At 46.8% G+C, this 22,006-nt stretch carries 18 protein-coding genes; 4 read left to right on the top strand and 14 right to left on the bottom strand.

Annotated features, from left to right (window positions below; genetic code table 11):
* Window positions 1-2: 2 nt before the first annotated feature.
* The 7 genes from ACRYI5_RS00380 to spxB all read right to left on the bottom strand — a co-directional run bounded on the left by ACRYI5_RS00380 (window position 3) and on the right by spxB (window position 10,331).
* Complete coding sequence (locus tag ACRYI5_RS00380) at window positions 3-2,543, bottom strand: M1 family metallopeptidase (protein WP_448223845.1); 2,541 nt, start codon at window positions 2,541-2,543, stop codon at window positions 3-5.
* A 190-nt stretch (window positions 2,544-2,733) separates the two neighbouring features.
* Window positions 2,734-3,843 carry a lactate oxidase gene (locus ACRYI5_RS00375; RefSeq protein WP_448223844.1) on the bottom strand — a complete coding sequence of 370 codons (1,110 nt, stop codon included), beginning with the start codon at window positions 3,841-3,843 and terminating at the stop codon, window positions 2,734-2,736.
* 224 nt (window positions 3,844-4,067) lie between these two features.
* Entirely contained in the window at window positions 4,068-5,111 is a 1,044-nt protein-coding gene (locus tag ACRYI5_RS00370; RefSeq protein WP_448223843.1) for a zinc-binding dehydrogenase, read from the bottom strand.
* 175 nt (window positions 5,112-5,286) lie between these two features.
* A complete protein-coding gene (locus ACRYI5_RS00365) occupies window positions 5,287-6,540 on the bottom strand; it encodes an aminoacyltransferase (protein ID WP_448223842.1) in 1,254 nt (417 codons plus the stop codon).
* Window positions 6,541-6,758: 218 nt separating this feature from the next.
* Window positions 6,759-7,838, bottom strand: coding sequence for an acyltransferase family protein (locus ACRYI5_RS00360; protein ID WP_448223841.1), 1,080 nt, complete (start codon window positions 7,836-7,838; stop codon window positions 6,759-6,761).
* Between the two features lie 245 nt (window positions 7,839-8,083).
* Entirely contained in the window at window positions 8,084-8,527 is a 444-nt protein-coding gene (locus ACRYI5_RS00355) for an OsmC family protein (RefSeq protein ID WP_407880831.1), read from the bottom strand.
* A gap of 49 nt (window positions 8,528-8,576) precedes the next feature.
* The gene (gene spxB / locus ACRYI5_RS00350; protein WP_448223840.1) at window positions 8,577-10,331 is read right to left on the bottom strand and encodes a pyruvate oxidase; all 1,755 of its coding nucleotides are present in this window, start codon (window positions 10,329-10,331) and stop codon (window positions 8,577-8,579) included.
* Window positions 10,332-10,631: 300 nt separating this feature from the next.
* Here spxB and ACRYI5_RS00345 point away from each other — a divergent pair, with 300 nt between their 5' ends.
* The 3 genes from ACRYI5_RS00345 to ACRYI5_RS00335 are packed head-to-tail and all read left to right on the top strand — an operon-like array spanning window position 10,632 to window position 14,148.
* Window positions 10,632-11,420, top strand: a complete 789-nt coding sequence (locus ACRYI5_RS00345) for a WxL domain-containing protein (protein WP_448223839.1) — start codon at window positions 10,632-10,634, stop codon at window positions 11,418-11,420.
* A 57-nt stretch (window positions 11,421-11,477) separates the two neighbouring features.
* Window positions 11,478-12,512 (top strand): DUF916 and DUF3324 domain-containing protein, encoded by a 1,035-nt coding sequence (locus ACRYI5_RS00340; protein ID WP_448223838.1) that lies wholly within the window; start codon window positions 11,478-11,480, stop codon window positions 12,510-12,512.
* A 19-nt stretch (window positions 12,513-12,531) separates the two neighbouring features.
* On the top strand, window positions 12,532-14,148 hold the full coding sequence (locus ACRYI5_RS00335; RefSeq protein ID WP_448223837.1) for a WxL domain-containing protein: 1,617 nt from the start codon (window positions 12,532-12,534) through the stop codon (window positions 14,146-14,148).
* A 111-nt stretch (window positions 14,149-14,259) separates the two neighbouring features.
* Here the strand turns inward: ACRYI5_RS00335 and ACRYI5_RS00330 are convergent, their stop codons facing one another.
* Genes ACRYI5_RS00330 through ACRYI5_RS00320 form a run of 3 tightly spaced genes read right to left on the bottom strand, consistent with a single transcriptional unit; the run spans window position 14,260 to window position 16,259 of the window.
* Window positions 14,260-14,643, bottom strand: a complete 384-nt coding sequence (locus ACRYI5_RS00330; protein WP_448223836.1) for a hypothetical protein — start codon at window positions 14,641-14,643, stop codon at window positions 14,260-14,262.
* A complete protein-coding gene (locus tag ACRYI5_RS00325; protein ID WP_407880838.1) occupies window positions 14,630-14,956 on the bottom strand; it encodes an acetyl-CoA carboxylase in 327 nt (108 codons plus the stop codon). Before ACRYI5_RS00325 ends, ACRYI5_RS00330 begins: the two co-directional genes overlap by 14 nt.
* The gene (locus tag ACRYI5_RS00320; RefSeq protein WP_448223835.1) at window positions 14,949-16,259 is read right to left on the bottom strand and encodes a Y-family DNA polymerase; all 1,311 of its coding nucleotides are present in this window, start codon (window positions 16,257-16,259) and stop codon (window positions 14,949-14,951) included. The genes ACRYI5_RS00325 and ACRYI5_RS00320 overlap by 8 nt, the downstream gene beginning before the upstream one ends.
* A 161-nt stretch (window positions 16,260-16,420) precedes the next feature.
* Between ACRYI5_RS00320 and ACRYI5_RS00315 the strand changes: the two genes are divergently transcribed.
* Window positions 16,421-17,104 (top strand): YoaK family protein, encoded by a 684-nt coding sequence (locus ACRYI5_RS00315; RefSeq protein WP_448223834.1) that lies wholly within the window; start codon window positions 16,421-16,423, stop codon window positions 17,102-17,104.
* 105 nt (window positions 17,105-17,209) lie between these two features.
* Here the strand turns inward: ACRYI5_RS00315 and ACRYI5_RS00310 are convergent, their stop codons facing one another.
* The 4 genes from ACRYI5_RS00310 to gap all read right to left on the bottom strand — a co-directional run bounded on the left by ACRYI5_RS00310 (window position 17,210) and on the right by gap (window position 21,971).
* Window positions 17,210-18,793: a bifunctional aspartate transaminase/aspartate 4-decarboxylase gene (locus ACRYI5_RS00310; protein ID WP_448223833.1), complete on the bottom strand. Its 1,584-nt coding sequence runs from the start codon at window positions 18,791-18,793 to the stop codon at window positions 17,210-17,212.
* A gap of 132 nt (window positions 18,794-18,925) precedes the next feature.
* A complete protein-coding gene (locus tag ACRYI5_RS00305) occupies window positions 18,926-19,717 on the bottom strand; it encodes an alpha/beta hydrolase (protein WP_407880842.1) in 792 nt (263 codons plus the stop codon).
* 100 nt (window positions 19,718-19,817) lie between these two features.
* Window positions 19,818-20,780: a UbiA family prenyltransferase gene (locus ACRYI5_RS00300; protein WP_448223832.1), complete on the bottom strand. Its 963-nt coding sequence runs from the start codon at window positions 20,778-20,780 to the stop codon at window positions 19,818-19,820.
* Window positions 20,781-20,963: 183 nt separating this feature from the next.
* The gene (gene gap, locus ACRYI5_RS00295) at window positions 20,964-21,971 is read right to left on the bottom strand and encodes a type I glyceraldehyde-3-phosphate dehydrogenase (protein WP_448223831.1); all 1,008 of its coding nucleotides are present in this window, start codon (window positions 21,969-21,971) and stop codon (window positions 20,964-20,966) included.
* Between the last annotated feature and the right edge of the window lie 35 nt (window positions 21,972-22,006).

The following is a 22,006-nucleotide window of genomic DNA, read 5'->3' as shown; positions in this document are numbered from 1 at the left end:
CATTAGAACTGCGTCAAGGCCGTTGTAATTGCATCATTAACGGCCGCTTGCTCATCATCAATAAGCTTTACGCGTCCTTCAATCACCTTGATGTCCATCTCAATTTCACGAGTGAGCCCTGGAACAGTCAGTTTCGGTTCAAAGAAGGCCTTAAACTCAGCCAACCGTGTCGCCGTTCTAAACGCACGTGCCGTCACCGTAATGAACGTGGCAAATTCCATGTCGCCACCAACCGTTTTATCCAACCATGCCCAGTCATTTCGTAACCAGTCCCATGCCGCCTGTTGGCCAGCAGGATTACTCAAAACACCAGCATACCAAGCACGCAAATCTTGTGGTTTAATGACCGCCGCATTTTCAAATACAGCAATCAACGCCGCAATTTGGGTGGGTTCTGTTGTGCTGGTCAAGGCACTGCAAAGGGCCCCCTTATAGCTTGCATCTGAGCTATCTTGATAAGCTTGCAAAAGTTGATCAAATAATTCTTGCCGGTTGAAGTGTTTAACTTCATTACGAAGAACTAGTGGCCGAATGGCGGCTGGTAGTTGATCCAAATGCGCTTCATTGTCAGTAAATAATTGGTGGGCTGCCGCAATTGCGTCGGCGTTTTGACCGTACAATGCCGCGCTCAACACCAGTGGTCGGCTCAACTGATCGTCGTTTGAATCCGTTGCTTTTGCTGACCACCCGAGGCGACTCACCGCACCAGCGCTCAAATGATTAAAGAACAACTGGAGGCTTGTTTCAGCCGTTGTTTCCGGTTCGACAAATTTTTTCAGATTATTTGCCCCCTGATTTAAGGCATCCGTCACAATTGCCTGTTCACTCCCACTGAACCGTTGCAGTAACGGAATGATCGTCGCAGAGCTAATCTGTTGCCCATCAGCCAATAACCGAGCGTCCTGCAATAATTGCAGTTGTGCGTTGGCATCAAGGTCCGCTGGATGGTTCAACAGATCAGTCATTAATGTGTCGTCGTAATCAACGACGAAATGGGCATTGTTCCCCACGTTTAACCGGAATGGCTTGCCGTTTTGTTGGCGAAGTTGTTCATAGTCCCCCAGTTGTTGCGTTGGTTGTGTGAATAACGTCGGAACTTGCTCGTAATTACTGCTGAGCGGAATTTGCCACAAACGACCAGCATCCTGCTTTTCTCCGATAAAGAACTGTTCTTGTGAGATCGTCAATTGACCATCAACCACCGCTGCATGCACAACGGGGTACCCCGGTTGTTCTAACCATGAGGTCATGATTGCCCCAACATCCATCTTTGCAGCGGTGCCTAACGCAGCCCATAGATCTGCGCCGGTCGCATTGTCGAAATGGTGCGCTTCAAAGTACGCGGCTAAGCCAGCACGAAGCGCGTCATCACCGATCAACGCACGAACCATGACCAGCATCCGGGCTCCCTTTGCGTACACGATTGCAGCGTCAAACAGGGCGTCAATTTCCGCTGGATCATTCACCTGAACGTGAACTGACTGAACCCCAGCCGTTGCGTCCCGTTGCAAGGCCGCTGGAACATCCCCGGCTTGGAAACTATCCCAGATGTGCCATTCTGGTTCAAGCGCATCAATGGCCACATATTCCATCATGTTGGCAAAACTTTCGTTTAACCACAGATCATCCCACCACTTCATGGTCACTAAATCACCAAACCACTGGTGGGCAAGTTCATGGGCAATCACCGTGGCCACTAATTGCTTTGTCGCTAACGCTGTGTTGTCAGGATCAAGCACCAAATATGCTTCACGATAGGTCACAAGGCCCCAGTTCTCCATGGCCCCCGCCGAAAAATCAGGCAGCGCTAACTGCCATGAATGCGGCAATGGATATGGTGTTTGGTAAAAATCTTCATAAAATTCAATTGAGCGTTTTGCAATGTCCAATGCGAAATCAAGCTCATTTTCTTTATGAGCCTTAGTTGAGAACACACCGACTTGGACACCGCTGGTCGTTGTCGTTTGCTTACTTTGTAGGTCACCAAACGCAAAGGCAACAAGGTACGTTGACATCCGCATGGTTGTATCGAAGTAGTGAACTCCATCCTCATGCCGCACTTCTGGCATGTTGCTTAAAATGGTCTCACCTGGTTGTTCATCAAACTTGATGGCTAGATCAAACGTTGCCTTTGCCTCAGGTTCATCCACACACGGAAAGGCCTGGCGTGCAAACGTTGTCTCAAACTGGGTTCCGATGATTTCCTTTTGTTCACCATCCACGTTGTAATAAGACGGATAAATGCCCATCATCGTATCCGTCAGTGGTGCCGTATACGTAATGGTTAGCCCAACGACCCCTGCTTCTGATAGTTCGATGTTCAGGGCGTCAGCCGAATCATCGACGGTAAACGGAACAGCAACTTCATCTGCTTTAACAGCAGTTACATGCAGATTCTTTTGATGAACCGCAATGTTTGGTGTTACTGCCGAGCCCATAATAACGGTCCGGCCGCTGATGAGCTTTTGCTCACGGTCAATCTCTAAGAAAACTTGGTAGTTCGTTGGTTGGAACTGATCATAAAAGCGGGTTATTTCAGCCATAATATATCCTCTCATCTAAATTAGAATATTCTCATTATACGTCATTTACACCAGTATTGAACCTATAAGCCCCCGAAAATCGTTGCCAATATTGCCCCGGTTCCGTCGTCGCCCCGTGAACCACACCAACTAAAAACGGTTTGAGCCCTGTGCCAAAAGCACTGCTCAAACCGTTTATTTCACGATTGACCTAATACTGAAGCTTCAGTAAGTCGGTCTTTTTAACATCTTGAATCGTTTTTGTGCCAGCCAATTGCATCACAATCTGCAATTCTTCATTAATATGTTCATAAACAGATTGAACACCTAATGCACCACCAAGTGCCAGACCATAAATTGTTGGCCGGCCAAATGCGACCAAATCGGCGCCACTGGCGAGTGCCTTAAACGCATCCGAACCGCGCCGAACACCGCTATCAAAAACAACTGGTACTTCACCCTCAACTGCCTTGGCAACATCTTCCAACACATCAAAGGATGCTGGGCCACCATTTAGTTGCCGGCCACCATGATTAGAAACCCAGACACCTTGTGCGCCCGCCGCAATGGCTAAACGAGCATCTTCTGGTGTTTGAATCCCCTTAACGATTACTGGAAGGTGGGTGTAATCAGCAATTCGTTTTACATCATCAGGACCAATCTTTTGCGCAGCTGAAGCATAAATTTCGCTGATTCCTTTGCCTTGGCCGGTCCCATTACTGTAACTAACCAGGTTTGACATCGGAATTGGGAAGGCAAAATCATTAACAATATCAGCTTCACGGTAGCCGCCCAACGTGGCGTCAACCGTTAAAATAATGGCTTTGACCCCTGCTTTAACAGCCTCATCAAGTAAGTGATGGTTAAAGTCCCAGTCCTTACTCATGTACAGTTGGAAGAACTGAGGCGCCTCAGGAGCAGCGGCAGCAGTCTCTGAAATTGATTTAGAAGAATAAGTACTTTGGGCCATCAACCCACCAACGGCAGCCAGTCCGCGTGCTGTATCTACTTCCCCTTGGGAGTGAGCCAACCCCTGAGCAGCCGTTGGCGCCATCATGATTGGCGTCTTCAGCTTGATCCCAAATACTTCCGTCGATAAGTCTGGATTCTCGATGTTGCTTAATGCGCGTGGTGCAATTTGCCGGTGATTAAACGCATCCCGGTTTTCATGCATTGTCCACTCATTTTCTGCCCCACCAGCAACGTAACCAAAACCACCCGTTGGCATGATTTCCTTTGCACGTGCTTCAAGTGACTCCAAATTAACGATTGTTAGCTTCTCTTCACGATCACTTTGTTCATATCCATTTACTACTGTCATGATTAAGACTTCCCTTCTTACTTACTATTAATAAGTATGCCACTCGTCCCTCACATTTGTTAAGCATTCTTACTTCTAAATTCGTTTGCTTAAGATCTCCACGTTCATACCAATAATTCGCTGCTTAACGTAAACCGGTCATTCGCCATCGCGCAACTGTACGTGGTGGCGAATGACCGGTTTGTTAGTGCTGTATGATCACCTATATTTTCTTGCGTGCCGGTTTAATCTGACACAACGAGTAATGACTTAATGGCTGTTCGTTGATCCATTGCTTCATACGCTGCTTCAACCTCGTCTAAGCCAAACCGCTGGGTAAAGACACGCCCCGGATGGATGGTCCCGGTTAAAACGGCATCAAGTAACACAGCCCGGTCATCCGTTGTAACGGATGCAATCCCACCGCGCAGGCCAACATTCCGCCAGAATAACGCATTTGTGTTCATCTCTGCCTTTTGGGGCACACCAACCCGGCCCACGATTGCGCCGGGCCGACCAACGGCCACTGCTGTCGCAACTGACTGTTCCGTGCCGACACATTCCAACACGGCATCTGCCCCGCCGTCCGTCAATGCTTGAACGCGGGCCACCGCTTCATCACCACGTTCAGAAACGATGTCCGTTGCGCCGAATTCTTTTGTTAGCGCCTGCCGATCTTCATGCCGACTCATGGCAATGATCCGGGTTGCGCCGAGCATCTTTGCCGCGATTACGCCGCACAGACCAACAGCACCATCACCCATTACAACCACCGTATCGCCGGCCGTTACGCCAGCACTGGTTGCCGCGTGGTACCCCGTCGCCATAACATCGGCCAAACTCAAGAGATCATTTAACTGATCGTCCGTATAATCTGCCGGTTGCCCGGGAATTTTAACCAGCGCCCAATTTGCATTTTTAAAACGAAGAAATTCGCTTTGATAACCAACCACTTCGTCATCCAGTTCGCCAGCGTTTAAACAATTTCCATCATAACCGGCCTTGCAGGCTGCGCAATGCCCACATCCGTGAGTAAACGGTACAATCACAAAGTCCCCTGGTGTAACAGCCGTGACCGCATTTCCCACCTGTTCAACCACCCCGATCGCCTCGTGGCCTGCCGGCGTGTTCAACGGACGTTGCGAAATGCCCCGGTACCACCATAGATCTGACCCGCACACGCAGGCCCGAACCACCCGAATCACGGCGTCGGTATCGTGTTTAACTGTTGGTTTAGGTAATTGCTGAACTTCCATCTGTCCTGGTTTTACAAAAACTGCTGTTTTCATCCTGTTCCTCCACATTTTCAATCATCATGTTCTTTAAAAAAGTGCTTCAATAAAACCAGTCTAAACCCTCAAGTTCACTTTAAGGCAACCCATATGGATCAAAATTGTCTGCTTAACGTAAAACGACCGGCGTCCCAAACGTTTGGAAAACCGGTCGCACTACAACATTCTCTTATTAATCGTCGGCACCACGGCCAAGAACGCGTTTCAATAATTCATACAGTCGGTACTGGACCGGCCGGATCGGTTTAACAAACGTCCCCAGCATTTCTTGCGTAACCCCGTTAAACGACTGTTTAAACTTCAACACACCGTCGGAGCCATCAAATACACCCGAAACACCATAGAAGTTATACAACCGGCACCCGTTGTCCACCGCAACCCGCATCATGTGATCCTGGATCATATACGGTGCGTAAAATTTCTTAAACGCTTCATTAGTAAAGCTAAACATGTACGCCACTTCTTGCGGCTGAACAAAAAACATCGCCCCGGACAGAACCGTCGTCGACCCATCCGCCTGTTCAAACTGCTGAGCTTCCTTAATCCGCTTCTCATGCTGCTTGATCTGATCAGCCAATTCACGGCGTTGTCCCTTCAAATGCTTATTGTGGGGTTTCTCCACCAGCTGGGCGTCTAACTTATCCACCTCACCCTGGAGTTTGTCCGCTTGGGCCCGCTGACTTGCCATGTAGGTCTTAAAGTTCAGTTCTGCAAAAATAAACTTAACGTGTTCCCCAAAGGCCTTGTACGTCTTTTGGTAATAATCCAACGGCTTATCATGAAAGTTGAGCCGGTCAGCCGTTGCTTGCGTAAATTCTTTAAACCGCGGTAAGTCATCGTAGCTTAATTCCCGCAGTGTGATCCCAAATTGTTGCGTTTTCTTTAACGCATACTGCGCATCCTTTTGATAACTCTTGACCAACGTGTCTGGGGTTAAGCCCGTCAGTTTCTTAACAAATTGATAGCCCACAGCTAACGTTGAAAACCCGGGTGTAAACGGAATCCGGGTAAATCCTGCCGTTGTTAGGTTGGTAATGGCTTGTTCATTTTCAGTGGCCAAAACCGTTCCATCATCACCGAATTCACGGTGAACAACGTTGGGAAGCCACCGCAGAACAAGGCCGTGACGGGCCTTAGCAAAGGCCACGATCCCATCTGTCATCGTCTTAACGAGTGCCGCATCGTTATAATCCATCATCGGACCACCAGCGACTTCAAATAAATAGCCGAGGTGTAGCTTTCGCCAGTTTAACAAGCCCGCTGCAAGAATATGGTCGTTTTCATCAACCACCCCAACGTAGGCCGAGGTCCAGCTCCGCTGAGCAAGAACCTTCTTTTGCTCAGGAATCTGAGTGTAACTACCCTGTGGATGTTGCTGTTCGAACGCTAGGTACGCCGCCTCGTCCAGTTCTTTAAAAGTCATCATGGTTCGTTTAAGCCCTCATTTCGTACAAATTGAATACAACGGAAATTATACCACGCAACCCTTTCATTCGTGTATTAGCACTAAACTAGTTTATGAAAATCATTGGCACTTGGATAAATTAAAAATTCATCACACTTTAAATAAAAGACAGACCATGGTGACTAAGCTGAAACATAGTCACCATGGTCTGTCTTTTAAATTTGTTATAAGGCCCGCCTTTATGCGGGCTGCTTTTTCCGACGGCCAAAACTAAACTGTCGGTGCATGTAAACACTCCGAACAATTGGAAGATGAGGAATTAAGAGAATTACCACACTGACAAAAATGACGTGGTAGATAATCACAATAATTACGCCAATCACATTATTCAGGTGTGAGCTACTGAGTGTGAAAAGCTTACCAGCAATTTTAAAATTATCTAAGTCAACATCATGAAAACACATAACAATGAGTGATTCACGGCCAAACCACGTTAGCCATGTCCACGACATCCGTGGCGTCTTTTCAGCAATAAATTTTGCAAGGAGAATCAACCCATAACTTCCGCCCATCCCGCCAAGACTTGCCAAAATCGGGTTTGCTGCAAACCCAACGTTGAGATAGAAGAAGCCTGACCACGCTGACAACGCCCATAGAATTATCCCACCAACTAAGTAGGACCAGTACCATCGCTCTACCAGGTCATACTGTTTTAGTGCGTAGCCAAACCAATAAAAGACCTGACTAATCAACGCAGCGTTTATCGACCAGGGGAGCAAGATAAATTTAACGGTTCCAAACCCAATCGTTGCTAACACAACGGCAATCACTAACATCCATACAAGTTGTGCCTTGGCCCGCTTCGTTACCTTTAACGTTAAATTAAACATTAAATTACCAACAAACATTGCTAGCAAGAACCAAATTGCGCCAATTGCGGGAACAATAAGCCCCTGGCTACCAGGAAGTTTGCTGGGTGTCCCGATGCCATATAATGCTGCTAAAATCGCATGCGTTAGGCTATCAAAACCAGTAAGTCCTTTAATGCCGGGAAATGATAATGCAATCCAGGAAATTGCCACAATAATTATTGAAGTTCCAAAATACGGTAATAAGACATTTGTGGACAATCCAGTTGTCGTTTTTTTCCAGTCACGTTCTTTAAATAAGTATCCAGAAAGGACGAAGAAAACTGGTACATGAACTGCAAATATGACTTTAGCAAGATTCGAAAATGAATACACATACAGCGAATGACCAATGATAATCAAAAGTATCGCCATCCCGCGGACCACATCGATCCATTCAATTCTCTTCATAACCCCGTTTTCACCCTCCACGATTCTTACATGAATTTCTAACCCATTTTACGACTAACTAGTCTACAAAGGACCGGTCATTGCTTGTCTTCTAAATTATGCTGAAGATTATTATATCATAGATGCTATTTCACTCGTTTTTATCATTAAACTAACATTCATTAAATCTAAAAACGGCTTGACGTCGAAAAAATTCGAAGCCAAGCCGTTCACTATTTTTAATTGTGATTCACTTTTAGTCCTGGTTACTCACCAAAGGTCGTGGCACTATCGTCAGGGCCGCCGACAATGATAAACTTCACGTTCTCATTATCCTTTAGCAACTTGGCAACCGGACATTCGTCCAGTGCTTCATCAACTAGCGGTTGCGCCGTCCCATAGTCGGTATCTCTAAAAATAATTTTGGCACTCACATCAAACTTATAGCCAACGGTGTCTTTCAAAATATCAACACGGGTGCTGATCTCTGTGTCTGGAACAATGTGGTGGCGCTTTTCAACAATTTGCAGCGTTGCGTTGAAACAGGTGCTTAACGCAAAGCCGATGAATTGTTCTGGGTTCGTTCCGGGTGCATCAACAAGCGAACTACTAACCCCCAGCGCAAGTCCTTCATTTCCTTCAACGTAGCTTTCACCAACGAGACCATCTTTGTTTGTCACGGTCGTATGATATAAAGATTTTGCATTCATCGCCTATCCGCTCCTTTATAAACCGACAAGAACTGAATTGAACTAATGATTAATGCTCAGCTTCTTTAAGCAACGTGCCGAGCGCTGGTTGATCCTTTGTGTTGATCTTGTACTGTTTAGCGTAATCATCAATTTGCGTTTGACTGTACTTATCTGGATCCAGTGGCATGAAGCCGGTCGCAATTGGATCTGATGGATCAATTTGCGCGTTCAGAAGGATTGGCTTTTTGTTGCCAGCTTCCTGCAACCGCTTGATTTCTTTAAACGTTGTTTCCAGTTCGGCTAACGTGGAAACGTTAAACCCGATTGCACCGAACCCATCAGCAACCTTTGCCCAGTCCGTCTCTGTCAGATCAACGCCATAGAAATGCTGTTTTGTTTGTTGCTGTTCATACCAAATGAAACCAAACCGTTCGTTTGAAAAGACGATGTTAACAACGGGCAGTTCGTACCGAACTTCGGTAAGCAAATCTTGGATAACCATGGCGATGCCCCCGTCACCGGAGAACGTCCATGCTTGTGAATCTGGGAAGCTCAACGCCCCAGCAAGTCCTGCTGGTAACCCGTAACCCATGGTTGCAAACAAGCCTGAAAGAACAAATTTCTGGTTTTCGTCCATTTTGACACCACGAACGGCAAATTCAGAAACATTCCCAGTGTCCACACCATACGTATCATTTGGACCAGCCAATGCTCGAACCTGCTTCATGACAGCCTCAGGTTGCAAGCCAGTGCTTTCGTCTTGGGCACGGGCATCAAGCCAGTTGAGCCAGTTTTCCCGGTTCTTACGGTTAGCACTGATCCACGCTTCGTTGGTTGCTGTTGCGCCACTGTCTATAAGGGCTTGCAGATACGTTTTTCCATCGCTAATGACCGTGTAATCAACGGGAACAACCTTACCAATATCAAAGCTATTATCGTTTACTTGAATAATCTTAACGTCCTTTGGCCAGAACCGTGCAAACGGATATTCTGAACCGATAAAAATAATTAAGTCCGCTTCTTGGACGGCTTCGTAACCTGATTTCGAACCTAAACGACCATTCGTTCCAAGATAGTTAGGATGGTTTGTTTCCATGATTCCGGTTGCCGGAACCGTAGAAACAACAGGAATGTCAAACTGCTCTGACACTGCGTCTAGTTCTTTTCGAGCGCCCTTCAACCCAGTTCCAACATAAAATAATGGGTGATTTGCGTCCTGAATAAGTTTAACGGTGTCCTTAACGACCTCTGGATCAATGGTTTCAGTAAATGAAGCTGAAACCGTTGCTGGTGTTTTTGGCAGTGAAAAGTCGATTTCTTCCGCAGAGAGGTTTTCAGGAATAGTGACCACCGCAACGCCCTTCAACCGGTAAGCTTCACGAATCGCTTGGTTGATCACATACGGAATTTGGTCCGCTGTTGTTACCGTTCTGTTGTAAACAGCAACGTCCGCAAACATTGGTCCTTCATCCATCTCTTGGAAGTAGTTCGTATTCATAATGTCTTGGCCAACTTGACCAACCAACGCAAGGACAGGAACGTGGTCCATCTTTGCGTCATACAGGCCGTTGAAGAGGTGCGTTGCACCAGGACCCGCTGACCCAAACGCAACACCGATCTTTCCTGTCAGCTTCGCATCCGCCGAAGCAGCCATGGCCCCAACTTCTTCATGTCTGACCTGAATGTACTTAACCTTGTCTTGTTCTAAGTAAAGACCTTCAACAGTGTGGTTAATTGAACCACCCGGAATCCCATATACGTGATCAACATCCCATGATTCTAAGACTTTTACTAATGCTTGACCTGCAATCATTTTTGCCATAAGACAGCATCTCCTTACTTTTTGTTAGGGCAAAGTAAGCGTAACGCTTTCGTTGAAATTTTGCCAACAAGTTTATTCGGAAATTTACACCACCCGCAAACAATGAATATCACTGATGTTTATTTCAAATAATAGTGATTAAAACCTGAATTAAGTACGTCATAACAAGTTTTCAAATTAGATTGCACATTATTTAATTTCTGATATAATTAACGAGGTTTAAGATCTATCACATAAACAATCTACTTAATTACCACCTTTAAAAACAACTAGTAGATCCACAATATGGAGGGACTTCACATGAAAACAACACGTCTTATTGCCTTAACCGCTTTGGCTAGCCTTGCTTTAGCTGCTGCGCCAACGGTTGCTCACGCTGACCGGTCTGCTTCAAACCAGTACGGCCCTGGGGATGCAACGAACAACATTAGCGCAACCACAAAGGTCGGCCAAGGATTCATTTCTAGTGGAACATCATACAACGGTAACGCTTCTGGTGCCGCTGAAGGTAAGTCCACTGCTCAATTTATGGTTGATGCTGGTCAATTAACCTTGGATAAAGTTCCTGACATGAACTTCCAAAACGGATCAGTTGCGAACATCGTAAGTGCTGACCAAACATTGGCACTGAAAGACAACACTGTAGGTAGCGGTGACAGTAAAAACAGTACTGCCTTCGATGGGAACAACAGCGGAACCTTATCCGTTACCGACTACACTGGTTCTAACAATGGTTGGACGGTCTTAGCCGCACTTGGTCAGTTCACTAGCAATAGTGGTGCTAGCAAGATCAACAACGCAACGTTGAACTTAAGTGCAAGCAACCAAAAGTCCTTAGTTAGCGGCACCGCTGCGGCAAAGAACATTAGCTTGAACTCTGCGGCAACTGCTGACGCAGCGACGTGGCCAACTGCCTCTGTCCTTTGGAGCACTGATAAGAACACTGGTGAAGGGACCAACACGGAAGACTTCGTTTCTGCTGCCAACACGTTGACAATCAAGCAACAAAACGACATTCAACCAACAACGTACCAAGCAAACTTATTCTGGACGTTGCAAAATGCTCCAACTGCTACACCAGCGAACTAATACGAAAGAGCCGAATAACCAACTGGTTAATCGGCTCTTTTCATCAGGAGATCAACTATGCAGACTATTAAACGGGTGTTTACCACCCTCCTTTTTGTTTCACTCTTTTTAATCGTCCCCCAAACGGTTTTCGCTGAAACGAGTCCAACCACTGGTGCCGGCTTTACCATCACACCAGAATTTCCCAAAAATCAGCTCCCAGACGAGACCGGTTTCTTTGACCTAAAGGTTACCCCCGACCAGACCCAGGAACTGACAGTGGTGGTCGCTAATAAAACAAACCAGGCCCGCTCGTTAAAGGTTCAACCGACAAACGCAACAACTGGGGACAACGGGGTCGTTGTGTATACGCCAAACAAAAAGCGCGACTCATCCGCAAAGTACACGTTTACACAGCTAACGTCGAAGGCAGTAACCGTCAAGTTAGCCGCTAATGAGGCCAAACCAATTACGTTTACCACCCAGATTCCCAAAAAAGGCTTCCAGGGTCAAATCCTCGGCGGTATCTTTGTTTCTGACCCCGCAACCCACAAGGCAACAGGGCAAACTAAGGGCTTTAAGATCAATAACCGCTACTCAATGGTTCTTGGGGTGCGGTTACAAGAAAACCCCAATAAAAAGGTTACCCCCGACCTGGCCTTGAACCAAGTTCGTGCAGGTGAAGTTGCCGGTGATGGTGCCGTGCTAGCAAACCTACAAAACAAGGCCCCCGTTCTCTTTGGGAAAATGTCCATCACGGGCCGGGTTTATCCTCGCAACAGTTCGAACCAGTTATACAAGACCACCAAGCATGACTACGCAATGGCACCAAATAGTAATTTCAACTACGCCATCTCCACAGGTCATCATCGGTTAAAGGCCGGCAAGTACACGTTGAAACTAACGGCCACATCAGCTAAACGAAGCTGGAAATTCACCAAAAACTTTACCATTTCACAAAAGGAAGCCGATAAGTACAATAAGCAACTGACCAATGTTAAACATAATTGGACTTGGTTATACGTTCTGCTTGCGATTCTCGGCGCCCTCTTACTTGCTGGTATTAGCTTTTGGTTAGGTCGCAGAAATAAAAACGATCACTCAGCAAACTAGTAAGGAGGAGGATTGCCCCGTGAAATATAAACGCCATTTACCATGGTTAATCGGCTTATTAACCACGATGTTTATTTTTCTATCAGTTAGTATTCCCGTTAACGCCGCTGATTACCCAAACACCAACCCACCCAGTGCGGCACCCGTTTCCGGATTCTTTTCTCAGTGGACCGGTGGGTTTCAACAACAGCCTGTGGATACAAATTCCGTGGCAGACACTGCATATACGCTAAAGCTGAGTACAGTTCGGGCAACGTTTTTTCTCACTGCCGATCAGGGGGATCCCACCGTTACCTGGAATTGGTCAGAAAACAACTCTGCTTGGAAGCCCGTGACCAATGGTTCCGGTTCGTCTGGCACTGCCACCGTTTCAGCTAATAATCCCGATAGTAACCATCAAAATTCGTCGTTAACAAACACGTTTAAAAACGATGGTAAATCACACACGATTTACTACCAAGCTCAGTTACATTATTCCGGTGGCTGGTTCGGTGTTGGTGCCAATACCTACTATTCGAACGTTGTTAAAGTTCAAATTTCACCTGAGATCGTTCACGCTACTGACCTTTCGTTAAGCGTTGATAACCCGAACCTGCCTAACGGGCATTCAGAAGTCGTCCACCCGACGTTGACCCCCGCCCAGGCAACGGATAAAATCACGTGGTCAATTGCTAACCCAGATGGTTCAGCCACCAACGTAGCAACCATTTCAGATACTGGGTTAGTCACGGCTAGCAGTGAGACCTCAAAATATGGCCCAGTCGTGGTTACCGCACAGGTAAGTGGCCTCACCCGGACGTTAAAAATGTTTATCGGGGGGTTACAAGACACCAAGGCGTTAGAAAACGGGAAAACCAATCCGTCATTTGAAGTCAACGGTTATACCAAAGGCACGACAGTCAGCGCTTGGCACCATAAGCTGGCTAACGGTACCGATGAAGTCATTAAGGATGGGCAAACCTTAGCTGATGGAACCAAGGTTAGTGTCTCAACCGACGCCGCCACCGGCATTAGCAACGGTGTTTTGACCCTCGATAAAACGTCAATTAAGGAAGATAAAAGTACGTACTACGCAGAATTAATGGTGCCTGTTCCTGGAACCTCTGCTCAAAAAGATCAAACGAACACAGCCACCCTTAGTGTCACTCCCAACTCACTCACATTAGATGGCGTCCCTGACTTTAGCTTTGGGTCAACAAATCGCTCCGTCCCAATTAACGATATTGTTCAGGGGACAACGTTGACCACAACAACCCCATTCACCGGTCCCAAGACAACGTATGACGGGAACGGTAAGGGCGCCCTCCAAGTTACTGATCCGCGTGGAAGCGGTGCTGGGTGGACGCTCTACGCTAGCATGACTCCATTTAACAATGCAACTGATAAAAGTGCGTTGGGGGCTAACGGGGGCATCACCCTCAATCTCCTTTCATCAAACGGTGCAATCAATAACGTGGCCGTTCGTAACGATGGTTCACAAACGTTGGTTCTTCAACAACAAGCGACGAGTACCGCAACGTCGTCTTTAGATTTATCACCGTCAACACTAAAAATTGCCCCAACACCGTTAGTTTCACCCGGTTTGTACCAGTCCACGATTACATGGACACTCGCAAACGTTCCAAACGCAAGTTAGGGCTGACCATAAAAAAGAGGCATCCAACTGGAGGCCTCTTTTTTATGTGTTCGATCAGCAATTGCTGTACTCCATTTAGCGTTGTATGTTGCCGGCACTTCTCAACTGCCCTCACTCATTCAATACCTTAACCGCCCTAATTTGTTCCATGTGCACATTGGTTTCCCCAACAATAATCACATCTTCACGCCCTTGCCCCATAATTCTGCCTTCAATGACAGCTGGCAACCCATTTTCCACACTCATTTCGTTCAGAAAAATGGCGACTGCCTTTTGCTTCAAAATTGCCTGACCCACGGCCGTAAAAATTGCTTCTTGGCCCATTGGGTCAACGGTCACACGGGCATCACGTTCATTCTCAGCCAACGTTTGCTTATTAAGGGCGCTTGTATGGTCCGACAAGTAATACCCCTGCCATTTAAGCATGCCACGATCCTGATAATCATGATGGAAAAACATCTTGACCAACTCTGGATCATACTCACCGGGCTTCATCGGGATGCCGCCTCCGTTCAATTAAGCGTTGGCTTTCGGGCCACCGCTGCTGCTGAAAATTCAAAAAAACAAGCGTTAACTTTGTCCGTAACCGTAACTTAGCAATGAGCGCTTCTAAATAGGCTAACTGGTAATCGGTCACTGAATGCAATGGCACTGATCTTTCCCGGTGGCCCTGTTTAAGCGAATTGAAAAAGAAATTATATTGTTTGTCGTACGGATCATCGGCAACGAGAATCCAGTAACGGGTGTGCGGCTGCCGCAAAAAGAGTGGCTCAATTCGCTCATAAATGAGCCGACTTTCATCAATCATAGGCGTTTCCTCCGTTATGGCCACCAACCAGCGCTGCACGGTCAAGGGCCGTCCCGCCAGTTTCGGTACTCCGTGCGTACACCAGGGCCTTGAAACCAAACCGATGCCGCAGATCGTCAATCGTTGCTTCCACCTGGTGCTTTTTTTCCTGTGCTTCAGGATCAACAAATAAATTTAGTTGCCGGTAAGTCGCAGCCGATAAATTTGCGCCCGCCACCGCAATGTTTCGAACCGCTTCACCGTGCCAGTGTTTACGAAACAGGTAGGTCAGACCACGGACGATTTCTTCATGATCATTGGTTGCGTCTAACCGTAATTGTTGATGAAACCCACCGCGGCCGGTCCTCTCCTTCACGCCATACGAAAACCCAATACTGAGTGAAACACTGGCCGTTAGCTTTTCATGGCCACGTAATCGTGAGGCAAGCTGCTCCCCGATTTCTTTGATGACCAGTTCAATTTCGTGCTGATCATCATAATCCCTTGGTAACACTTGCGAATTACTGAAGCCTGCTGATTTCACATCAACCCGCTCCCGCAATTCTGCCCGGTCAATCCCCCATGATAGTGCAAACAGTTGGGCACCGATCATCCCCATTTCCTGCTTTAACATGTACGGATTGGCATGTGCTAACTCGTTCATGTTGGTAATTCCTAACCGTCGAAGATGCTCAGCTGTGCGCCGACCAATACTCCAAACAGAAGTCATTTCTTTAATGCACCAAATCGTTTGTGGGACCGTTGCATAACTAATTTGACCAATAAAGTTCTCCGCATGCTTTGCATAAATGTCTAGGGCAATCTTCGCCTGGGCCGGGTTCTCACCGATCCCAACCGTGACGTAAAGCCCAAAACGTTCATAAACCGTATGCTGAATCACTTGCGCAACTGCGACGGGTGACGCCCCAAACTGCCGCCACGACTTTGTTAGGTCTAAGATCGATTCATCAATTGAGTACGGCCACAAGTCTTCATCAGCCACAAACTGACGAAAGACGTTATTAATTTCAAGGTTACGTTTGATGTATAAATTCATTCGCGGCGGCACCACCTTTATGCTGGCATCATCCGGCAAATCACGTTGACGGGAGACATTGGCCCGCAGATTAAACCGCCGTTTTGCTTCAGGTGACGTGGCCAAGATGAGACCACCGTTAGTGTTCTCCTGCTCGCTCATCACCACAAGGCAAACATCTAGCGGATCCCAGCCACGCATACTGGCCTCAACGCTGGCATAAAAAGACTTATTGTCAACGGCGAAAAAGACACCGCGTGGTTCCACATCATAGTCATAGTCTGCCATTTGCTCACGCTCCCTGTTTTGATTTCAATTTACATTATACAAACGTACGTTCGCTTTAACAACAAAATTTCCTCGTCATGTTCATAAATATCATTTCCAGTCATTTTATTAATGACGGCGTATACTGAACTGAATTATTAAACTCATAGGGAAGTGTTCACATGCAATCACTTAAAAAACAGCCCATTTACGAGTCCCTCTTGATTGGTGTTTTGCTAGCCGGCGTTGGCGGCTACCTTGATGCCTACACATACATTTTTCACGGTGAAGTCTTTGCCAGCTTACAATCTGGGAACGTCATTTTGCTTGGATTAAACCTGGCAGACGGGCACTTTGCCAAGACCATCGCCTACCTCATCCCAATTCTGTGCTTTATCCTTGGTGCTGGGTTGGCTAACCTCATTGAGCAACGGTTCAACCGACCGGGCCACCTCATTTGGCAGGAAATTAGTATCATCGCAGAGCTCGTCGGTATTTTTGCCATTGATCTCTTGTTACCGATTCTTCCCAGTCGTGGAATCACCAGCGGGTTATCACTATTTGCCGCGTTCCAAGTTCATACATTTCGTGTTCTAAATAACCACCCTTACAACACAACCATGACAACTGGTAACCTTCGCACAGTTGGTGCCGCGTTGTTTAACCTTCTTCTTGGTCATGGTGCTAAGGCAACGAATCACGTTTTGCTTCGTGACAGTTTTTGGGTGGCTGCGAGTTTTGGAATCGGCGCCTTTGTTTCAACTTGGTTAACACGCTTGATCGGCCCACAATCACTGCTTGGTGTTGTCGTCACGTTACTAATCGTCTTACTCCTAATGATATGGGATCAACATCACGGTAACTAACCCAACTTAATTACAAGAACCCCCTAGAGCTGGCTTTTGTCCAACTCTGGGGGGTCTTCATCGTAACAGGGATTTTCTTTTTACTTTACCTCTTTTTGTTAGCGCCTATGCCTGTGCTGAAAAGGCCGCATAATAATCAGCAAGGACAGCCAGAATCTGGGTCCCTATTTGGGCATAATCTGCGTTTGGTAAGTTGGCCTGTGAGACCCGCAAAATGCCGGCTGAAGACCCAAAACCAACGCCATCCATCAACACGACACCACGTTTTTCAGCAAGCTGTTTCAAGAAATCGACCTCTTCAAAATTCGTCATTAGGTAGTCACGAAATTGTTTGCCATAACGTTTCTCGGCCAACCGGTAAATATCAACCAGCTCATAATAATGGGTGTTATCAGGTGAATCATTGTCTGGAATCCCCAACGCCTGATTGAGATCATGTTCACGGGTCACAACCAGTTGTGTTGCTTCATCAATGTACGAATCGGGGCTTCCTGCAAGTAAGTGCGTTAATGAAAATAAGACCATCAGGATTTGCTGAGGCGTTGATAATCCCGCCGTATCGTATAACCCCACCGACCGGCTGTCCGCCACTAGCCGTTCAATAAACGACAGTGTGTCCGGTTGTGTCACCACGCGACCGTAACGCTTTCTTAATCGTTGCGTTTGCTCGACAGGTAACTGTGAAATCAGTGCATCAAAGACATTTTCGTGAGCAACTGCGATCACCCCTAACCGCCAGCCAGTGGCACCAAACAGTTTGGAATATGAGTAAACGAGCACTGTGTTATGGGGCACAACGCTGTAGACAGACTTAAAATTGGGAACAAACGTCCCGTACACATCGTCTGTAATAATCATCAGTTGAGGCCGGGCCGCCACCACGTCTTGTAAGGCAGCTAATGCCGCCTCGTTAAGCGCCATTGCCCCTGGATTGGATGGATTAACAAGGATCAATAGCTTAACCTGATCATCCTTAAGCTTGTCCACTTCACTTGGCTGAATCTCCCAGTTTTGGGCCTCTGTCGACCGTAAATCAACCTCAACCAGCTGATAATCATCTAACGTCGGGATTTCTAAGTACGGTGTGAAAATCGGTGTGTTAATGGCGATTTTATCACCAGGTGCAATCAGTCCATTTTCACGTAACGTATGAAAAATGTCGACAATCGCTGCCGTCCCACCTTCAGTTGGAAACAGGTTCGTCGCCGTCACCGTTTCGTCAAAGCCCATTGTTGCCGCTAAGTACTGGGTAATAATTGGTTCCGTATACCGTAGCACACGTGGCGGAACAGGATAGTTGTTTCCAATGACCCCATCGACCCACTCAGCCACTACGGCATCAAGATCCGTCGTAACGTGCTCTTTCACGTACGTTAACGATTCGCTCAAAAAGTGCCCATCAGCCGTTGAAAGGGTCGCACAGAACGCTTGGAGCCGCTCTGCAATGCCCTCCGGCTGAATATAGCCAGCCAGGTTACCAGTGTTCATGGTGCGTTGTGATTCGTTGAGGCCAAAACGCATCAGGTTAATCAATGCTGACCGGGCCGACACGTTGATCCAGTTCGGATTACCCCGCCCCGCATTCAAAAACACGTGGCCCCGCTGATCTCGTTTGGCGTAATCAATCAGTCGGTCACTAATTTCAAACGCTCCTAATTTCTCCAGTGCCCGTTCATCTTCACGCGTCATATCGCTCTACCTCCACTGTTTAGTCGCCCCCATGATACCAATCTCGACCCGCTAATGTCCATTATTAGCCGATTAAACAAAATGGCGGATGACCCAATCATCACATCAGGTCATCCGCCATTTTTATCACCATTACTTTTTGAGGCTCGTCTTTAAGAACGCAAGCGTTTCGTCATAAACGTCGTCCAGATACCCCTTCGCGTGACGACTGCCTGGCAAAAAGCGACTCACAGTCGGAACTTGAACCGCGTTTAGCGCCCTCACTAAATCAATCACCCCACTTGTCGGGACAAATTCATTAAGCGAGTTAGCAAGGTACATCGGTCCAGCAGTCTGAGAAACATGTTTTGCTGGTGTTGCCGCAGTGTATTGATCTGTCTGACCATCAAAATAATTCGTGACAAACCATTTATAAAAACCATCGTTTGCCCCGGTTTGGTTGATCTGGCTACTAGCCGAATGAACAAAATCCTGAGCGGTGTCTTGCTGGGCAACAACGTCTTGATGGTCGCGTAGCCAATCATCAATATCAAGGATTCCGGATAATGACACCGTTGGGAGCCCATATTTCAGCCCCATTTCAACAGCCATGTTGCCACCAGCTGATGACCCAACGACGCCCACGTGTTCGTTATTATAGGGACTTGTTTTGAGCCATGTCATCACGTGATCCATGTCGGTTAACGGATCCGGATAGTGACCCGCTGGCGTGATTCGATAGTTTGGAACAATCACAACAAACCCATCGTTTGCTAATCGCGTCGCCCAGTCGCGGTCCTTTTCTTTATCGCCTCTAAACCAACCACCACCATGAATGTCGATTAATGTTCCTAGTGGTTCCACGGTTTCATCCGCATACACGTCAAGCGCTAATTCGTTAGCCTGATCATAAACAATGTCTTGCTTCTCAAGAATTTTACTCATCAGCTGTCACCCCACGTTAATTTAAATTGTTTACAATTTTTATGTGTTCAGTATAGGCACAATGCCAGTCACCGGCAAGATTTCGTTCTCATAACTATTTCTAAATACCAGTAATGATGCCAAGTCCAATCGCCAGAACAAGCGAAACTGTGAGTAACACCGAGTTTTTAACCGATAGAACAAAACTCTGTGACTTGATCATCTTCGCTGAAAATGCCACATTGTTTCGATGGATTAACGGCGCCGAAAGCAAAACTAGCAGGGCCAGCTTAGGTAAAATTCCCATCAAAACAGCCACAATGACGCACAGATAGCCCAATCCATAACTAACTCGCCAAACGGTTAGCATTGTTCGCTGACCCAGCAAAACGACGATTGTCTTTCGGTCATTTAATTTATCTTCCTCAACGTCACATAAATTATTCGCCAGCATAATGTTGCTGATGGCAAAGACTGCCAGACCAGACGCAAGCAAAATTTCGCCAGCAGCCGTCCACGTCATCTGACGCGCCGAGGCAATGTTAACATAAACGGCCGCCAACATAATGACGTACCCCATGGTTAGTCCCGAAACTGCTTCACCAAACGGTGTTGTCGAAATTGGTCGGGCTCCGCCAGCGTAAAAGTAACCAATTAAGCAACCAAAAAGCCCCATTAAAATGAGTTGCCAGCTAAAGGGCCCCCACGTTAGCTTTAGTAACGCCACACCCAAAACGGCTGCCGTGGTCACTAACGTCACGATGACACCGATCCCGGTTCGCTTGGAAATCGCATAGTGACCCACCACGTTTGTCACCTTTTTAAACGTTTCTTCATCTTTTGCGTGGATAAAGTCCTGAAGATTATCGTTAGCATTCACCGCCATGTGTAACAACTCGTTAATCACAAAAAACAGCAAACTGTTTATAAGAACAAAACTATGAAAATTATACCAGGCATATAGGAGTCCCAGAACAAACGGCAACACACTGGCAACCATTGATTGTATTTCAACAAATTCTAAAAAGACTTTCGGTTTCATTTTCACTTCGACGAGAACACCGGCCTTGGTCCCAGTCCCCATCAATCTCCCCTCTGCATTTTTCGCATTAACGATCGACTACTGACAAGCACACCCTGTCACCTCAATCATCACCGATAACACTCATTTTGTCGATAACCTTTCGTTTTTTTGTGTCGCTTCTTCCTGTGATTTTCCGCTGGCCAATTAAAAAAGCACCCACAATGTGGATGCTTTTGCACGGAATTAAGCAATTGCTTCAGCCTTCAGTGTCCGAATCATGTTGCAAACAAATCCGTATTCATTATCGAACCATGTCGCTGTCTTAACCACTTGGAAATCACCGTTTGTCGTCACTTCCGTTTGCGTTGGGTCAAAAACTGCCCCGTGAGTATCCCCAATGATATCGGAGGAAACAATCTCATCATCATTCCAACCAAAGGCAGGATTGTTCTCAGTGTATTGCTTGATTGCGTCGTTCACTTGGTCAGCTGTGACTTCTTTGTCCAAAACAGAGACCAGTTCACAGACAGAACCATCCACAACTGCAACCCGTTGTGCATGCCCGTTTAAGTGGCCTTCCAGTTCAGGAATCACAAGGCCAATGGCATTAGCTGCCCCCGTTGAATGTGGGATGGTGTTTGCGGAAGCGGTCCGGTTTGGCCGGAATTTGTTCCCTTTAGGCCCATCCAAAATCATTTGCGAACTTGTAAATGCGTGAATTGCAGTAATGGTCCCAACCTGAATGCCAAACTCCTTGTTAAGGAAGTACGCCATTGGTGCTAACGCATTCGTGGTACAAGAACCCACGGAGATGATTTTGTCATCAGCGCTGATCAAGTCGTCGTTAACGCCCATCACAATTGTCTTCATTGGACCAGCTGGCGCAGAAATGACAACCTTCTTGGCCCCTGCTTCAAGGTGCGCTTGTGATTTGGCTTCGGACGTGTAGAAGCCGGTACATTCAAGGACGATGTCAACGCCATCATTACCGACCCACGGAATGTTCTTAGCGTCACGTTCTGAGTAAACCCGAATTTTCTTTCCGTTGACGATCAAAGAATCTTCAGTTGAACTAACGTCTGCTTTTAGGGTGCCAAACGTGGAATCATATTTAAGTAAGTAAGCCAACATTGCTGGGCTCGTTAAATCATTAATTGCAACAACATTTAGATCAGGATCGTTAACTTCAAGCATGCGCCGAAATGAGTCTCGACCAATCCGACCAAAACCATTAATACCGATGTTTGCCATGAATCAATACCTCCTAAAATATTTAAACGATTAAC

This window comes from Furfurilactobacillus sp. WILCCON 0119 (genome assembly GCF_053471565.1).
Note: the sequence above shows the minus strand (reverse complement) of the source record. Positions and strands in the feature narration are given on the sequence as shown.

What these genes read in the sequence shown, in the direction of transcription:
- spxB (WP_448223840.1), bottom strand. Translation starts at nt 10,331, where the DNA reads ATGGCAAAAATGATTGCAGGTCAAGCATTAGTAAAAGTCTTAGAATCA.
- ACRYI5_RS00325 (WP_407880838.1), bottom strand. Translation starts at nt 14,956, where the DNA reads ATGATTGATGAAAGTCGGCTCATTTATGAGCGAATTGAGCCACTCTTT.
- ACRYI5_RS00345 (WP_448223839.1), top strand. Translation starts at nt 10,632, where the DNA reads ATGAAAACAACACGTCTTATTGCCTTAACCGCTTTGGCTAGCCTTGCT.
- gap (WP_448223831.1), bottom strand. Translation starts at nt 21,971, where the DNA reads ATGGCAAACATCGGTATTAATGGTTTTGGTCGGATTGGTCGAGACTCA.
- ACRYI5_RS00360 (WP_448223841.1), bottom strand. Translation starts at nt 7,838, where the DNA reads ATGAAGAGAATTGAATGGATCGATGTGGTCCGCGGGATGGCGATACTT.
- ACRYI5_RS00310 (WP_448223833.1), bottom strand. Translation starts at nt 18,793, where the DNA reads ATGACGCGTGAAGATGAACGGGCACTGGAGAAATTAGGAGCGTTTGAA.
- ACRYI5_RS00315 (WP_448223834.1), top strand. Translation starts at nt 16,421, where the DNA reads ATGCAATCACTTAAAAAACAGCCCATTTACGAGTCCCTCTTGATTGGT.
- ACRYI5_RS00355 (WP_407880831.1), bottom strand. Translation starts at nt 8,527, where the DNA reads ATGAATGCAAAATCTTTATATCATACGACCGTGACAAACAAAGATGGT.
- ACRYI5_RS00370 (WP_448223843.1), bottom strand. Translation starts at nt 5,111, where the DNA reads ATGAAAACAGCAGTTTTTGTAAAACCAGGACAGATGGAAGTTCAGCAA.
- ACRYI5_RS00380 (WP_448223845.1), bottom strand. Translation starts at nt 2,543, where the DNA reads ATGGCTGAAATAACCCGCTTTTATGATCAGTTCCAACCAACGAACTAC.
- ACRYI5_RS00300 (WP_448223832.1), bottom strand. Translation starts at nt 20,780, where the DNA reads ATGGGGACTGGGACCAAGGCCGGTGTTCTCGTCGAAGTGAAAATGAAA.
- ACRYI5_RS00330 (WP_448223836.1), bottom strand. Translation starts at nt 14,643, where the DNA reads ATGAAGCCCGGTGAGTATGATCCAGAGTTGGTCAAGATGTTTTTCCAT.
- ACRYI5_RS00365 (WP_448223842.1), bottom strand. Translation starts at nt 6,540, where the DNA reads ATGATGACTTTTAAAGAACTGGACGAGGCGGCGTACCTAGCGTTCGAA.
- ACRYI5_RS00375 (WP_448223844.1), bottom strand. Translation starts at nt 3,843, where the DNA reads ATGACAGTAGTAAATGGATATGAACAAAGTGATCGTGAAGAGAAGCTA.
- ACRYI5_RS00320 (WP_448223835.1), bottom strand. Translation starts at nt 16,259, where the DNA reads ATGGCAGACTATGACTATGATGTGGAACCACGCGGTGTCTTTTTCGCC.
- ACRYI5_RS00340 (WP_448223838.1), top strand. Translation starts at nt 11,478, where the DNA reads ATGCAGACTATTAAACGGGTGTTTACCACCCTCCTTTTTGTTTCACTC.
- ACRYI5_RS00305 (WP_407880842.1), bottom strand. Translation starts at nt 19,717, where the DNA reads ATGAGTAAAATTCTTGAGAAGCAAGACATTGTTTATGATCAGGCTAAC.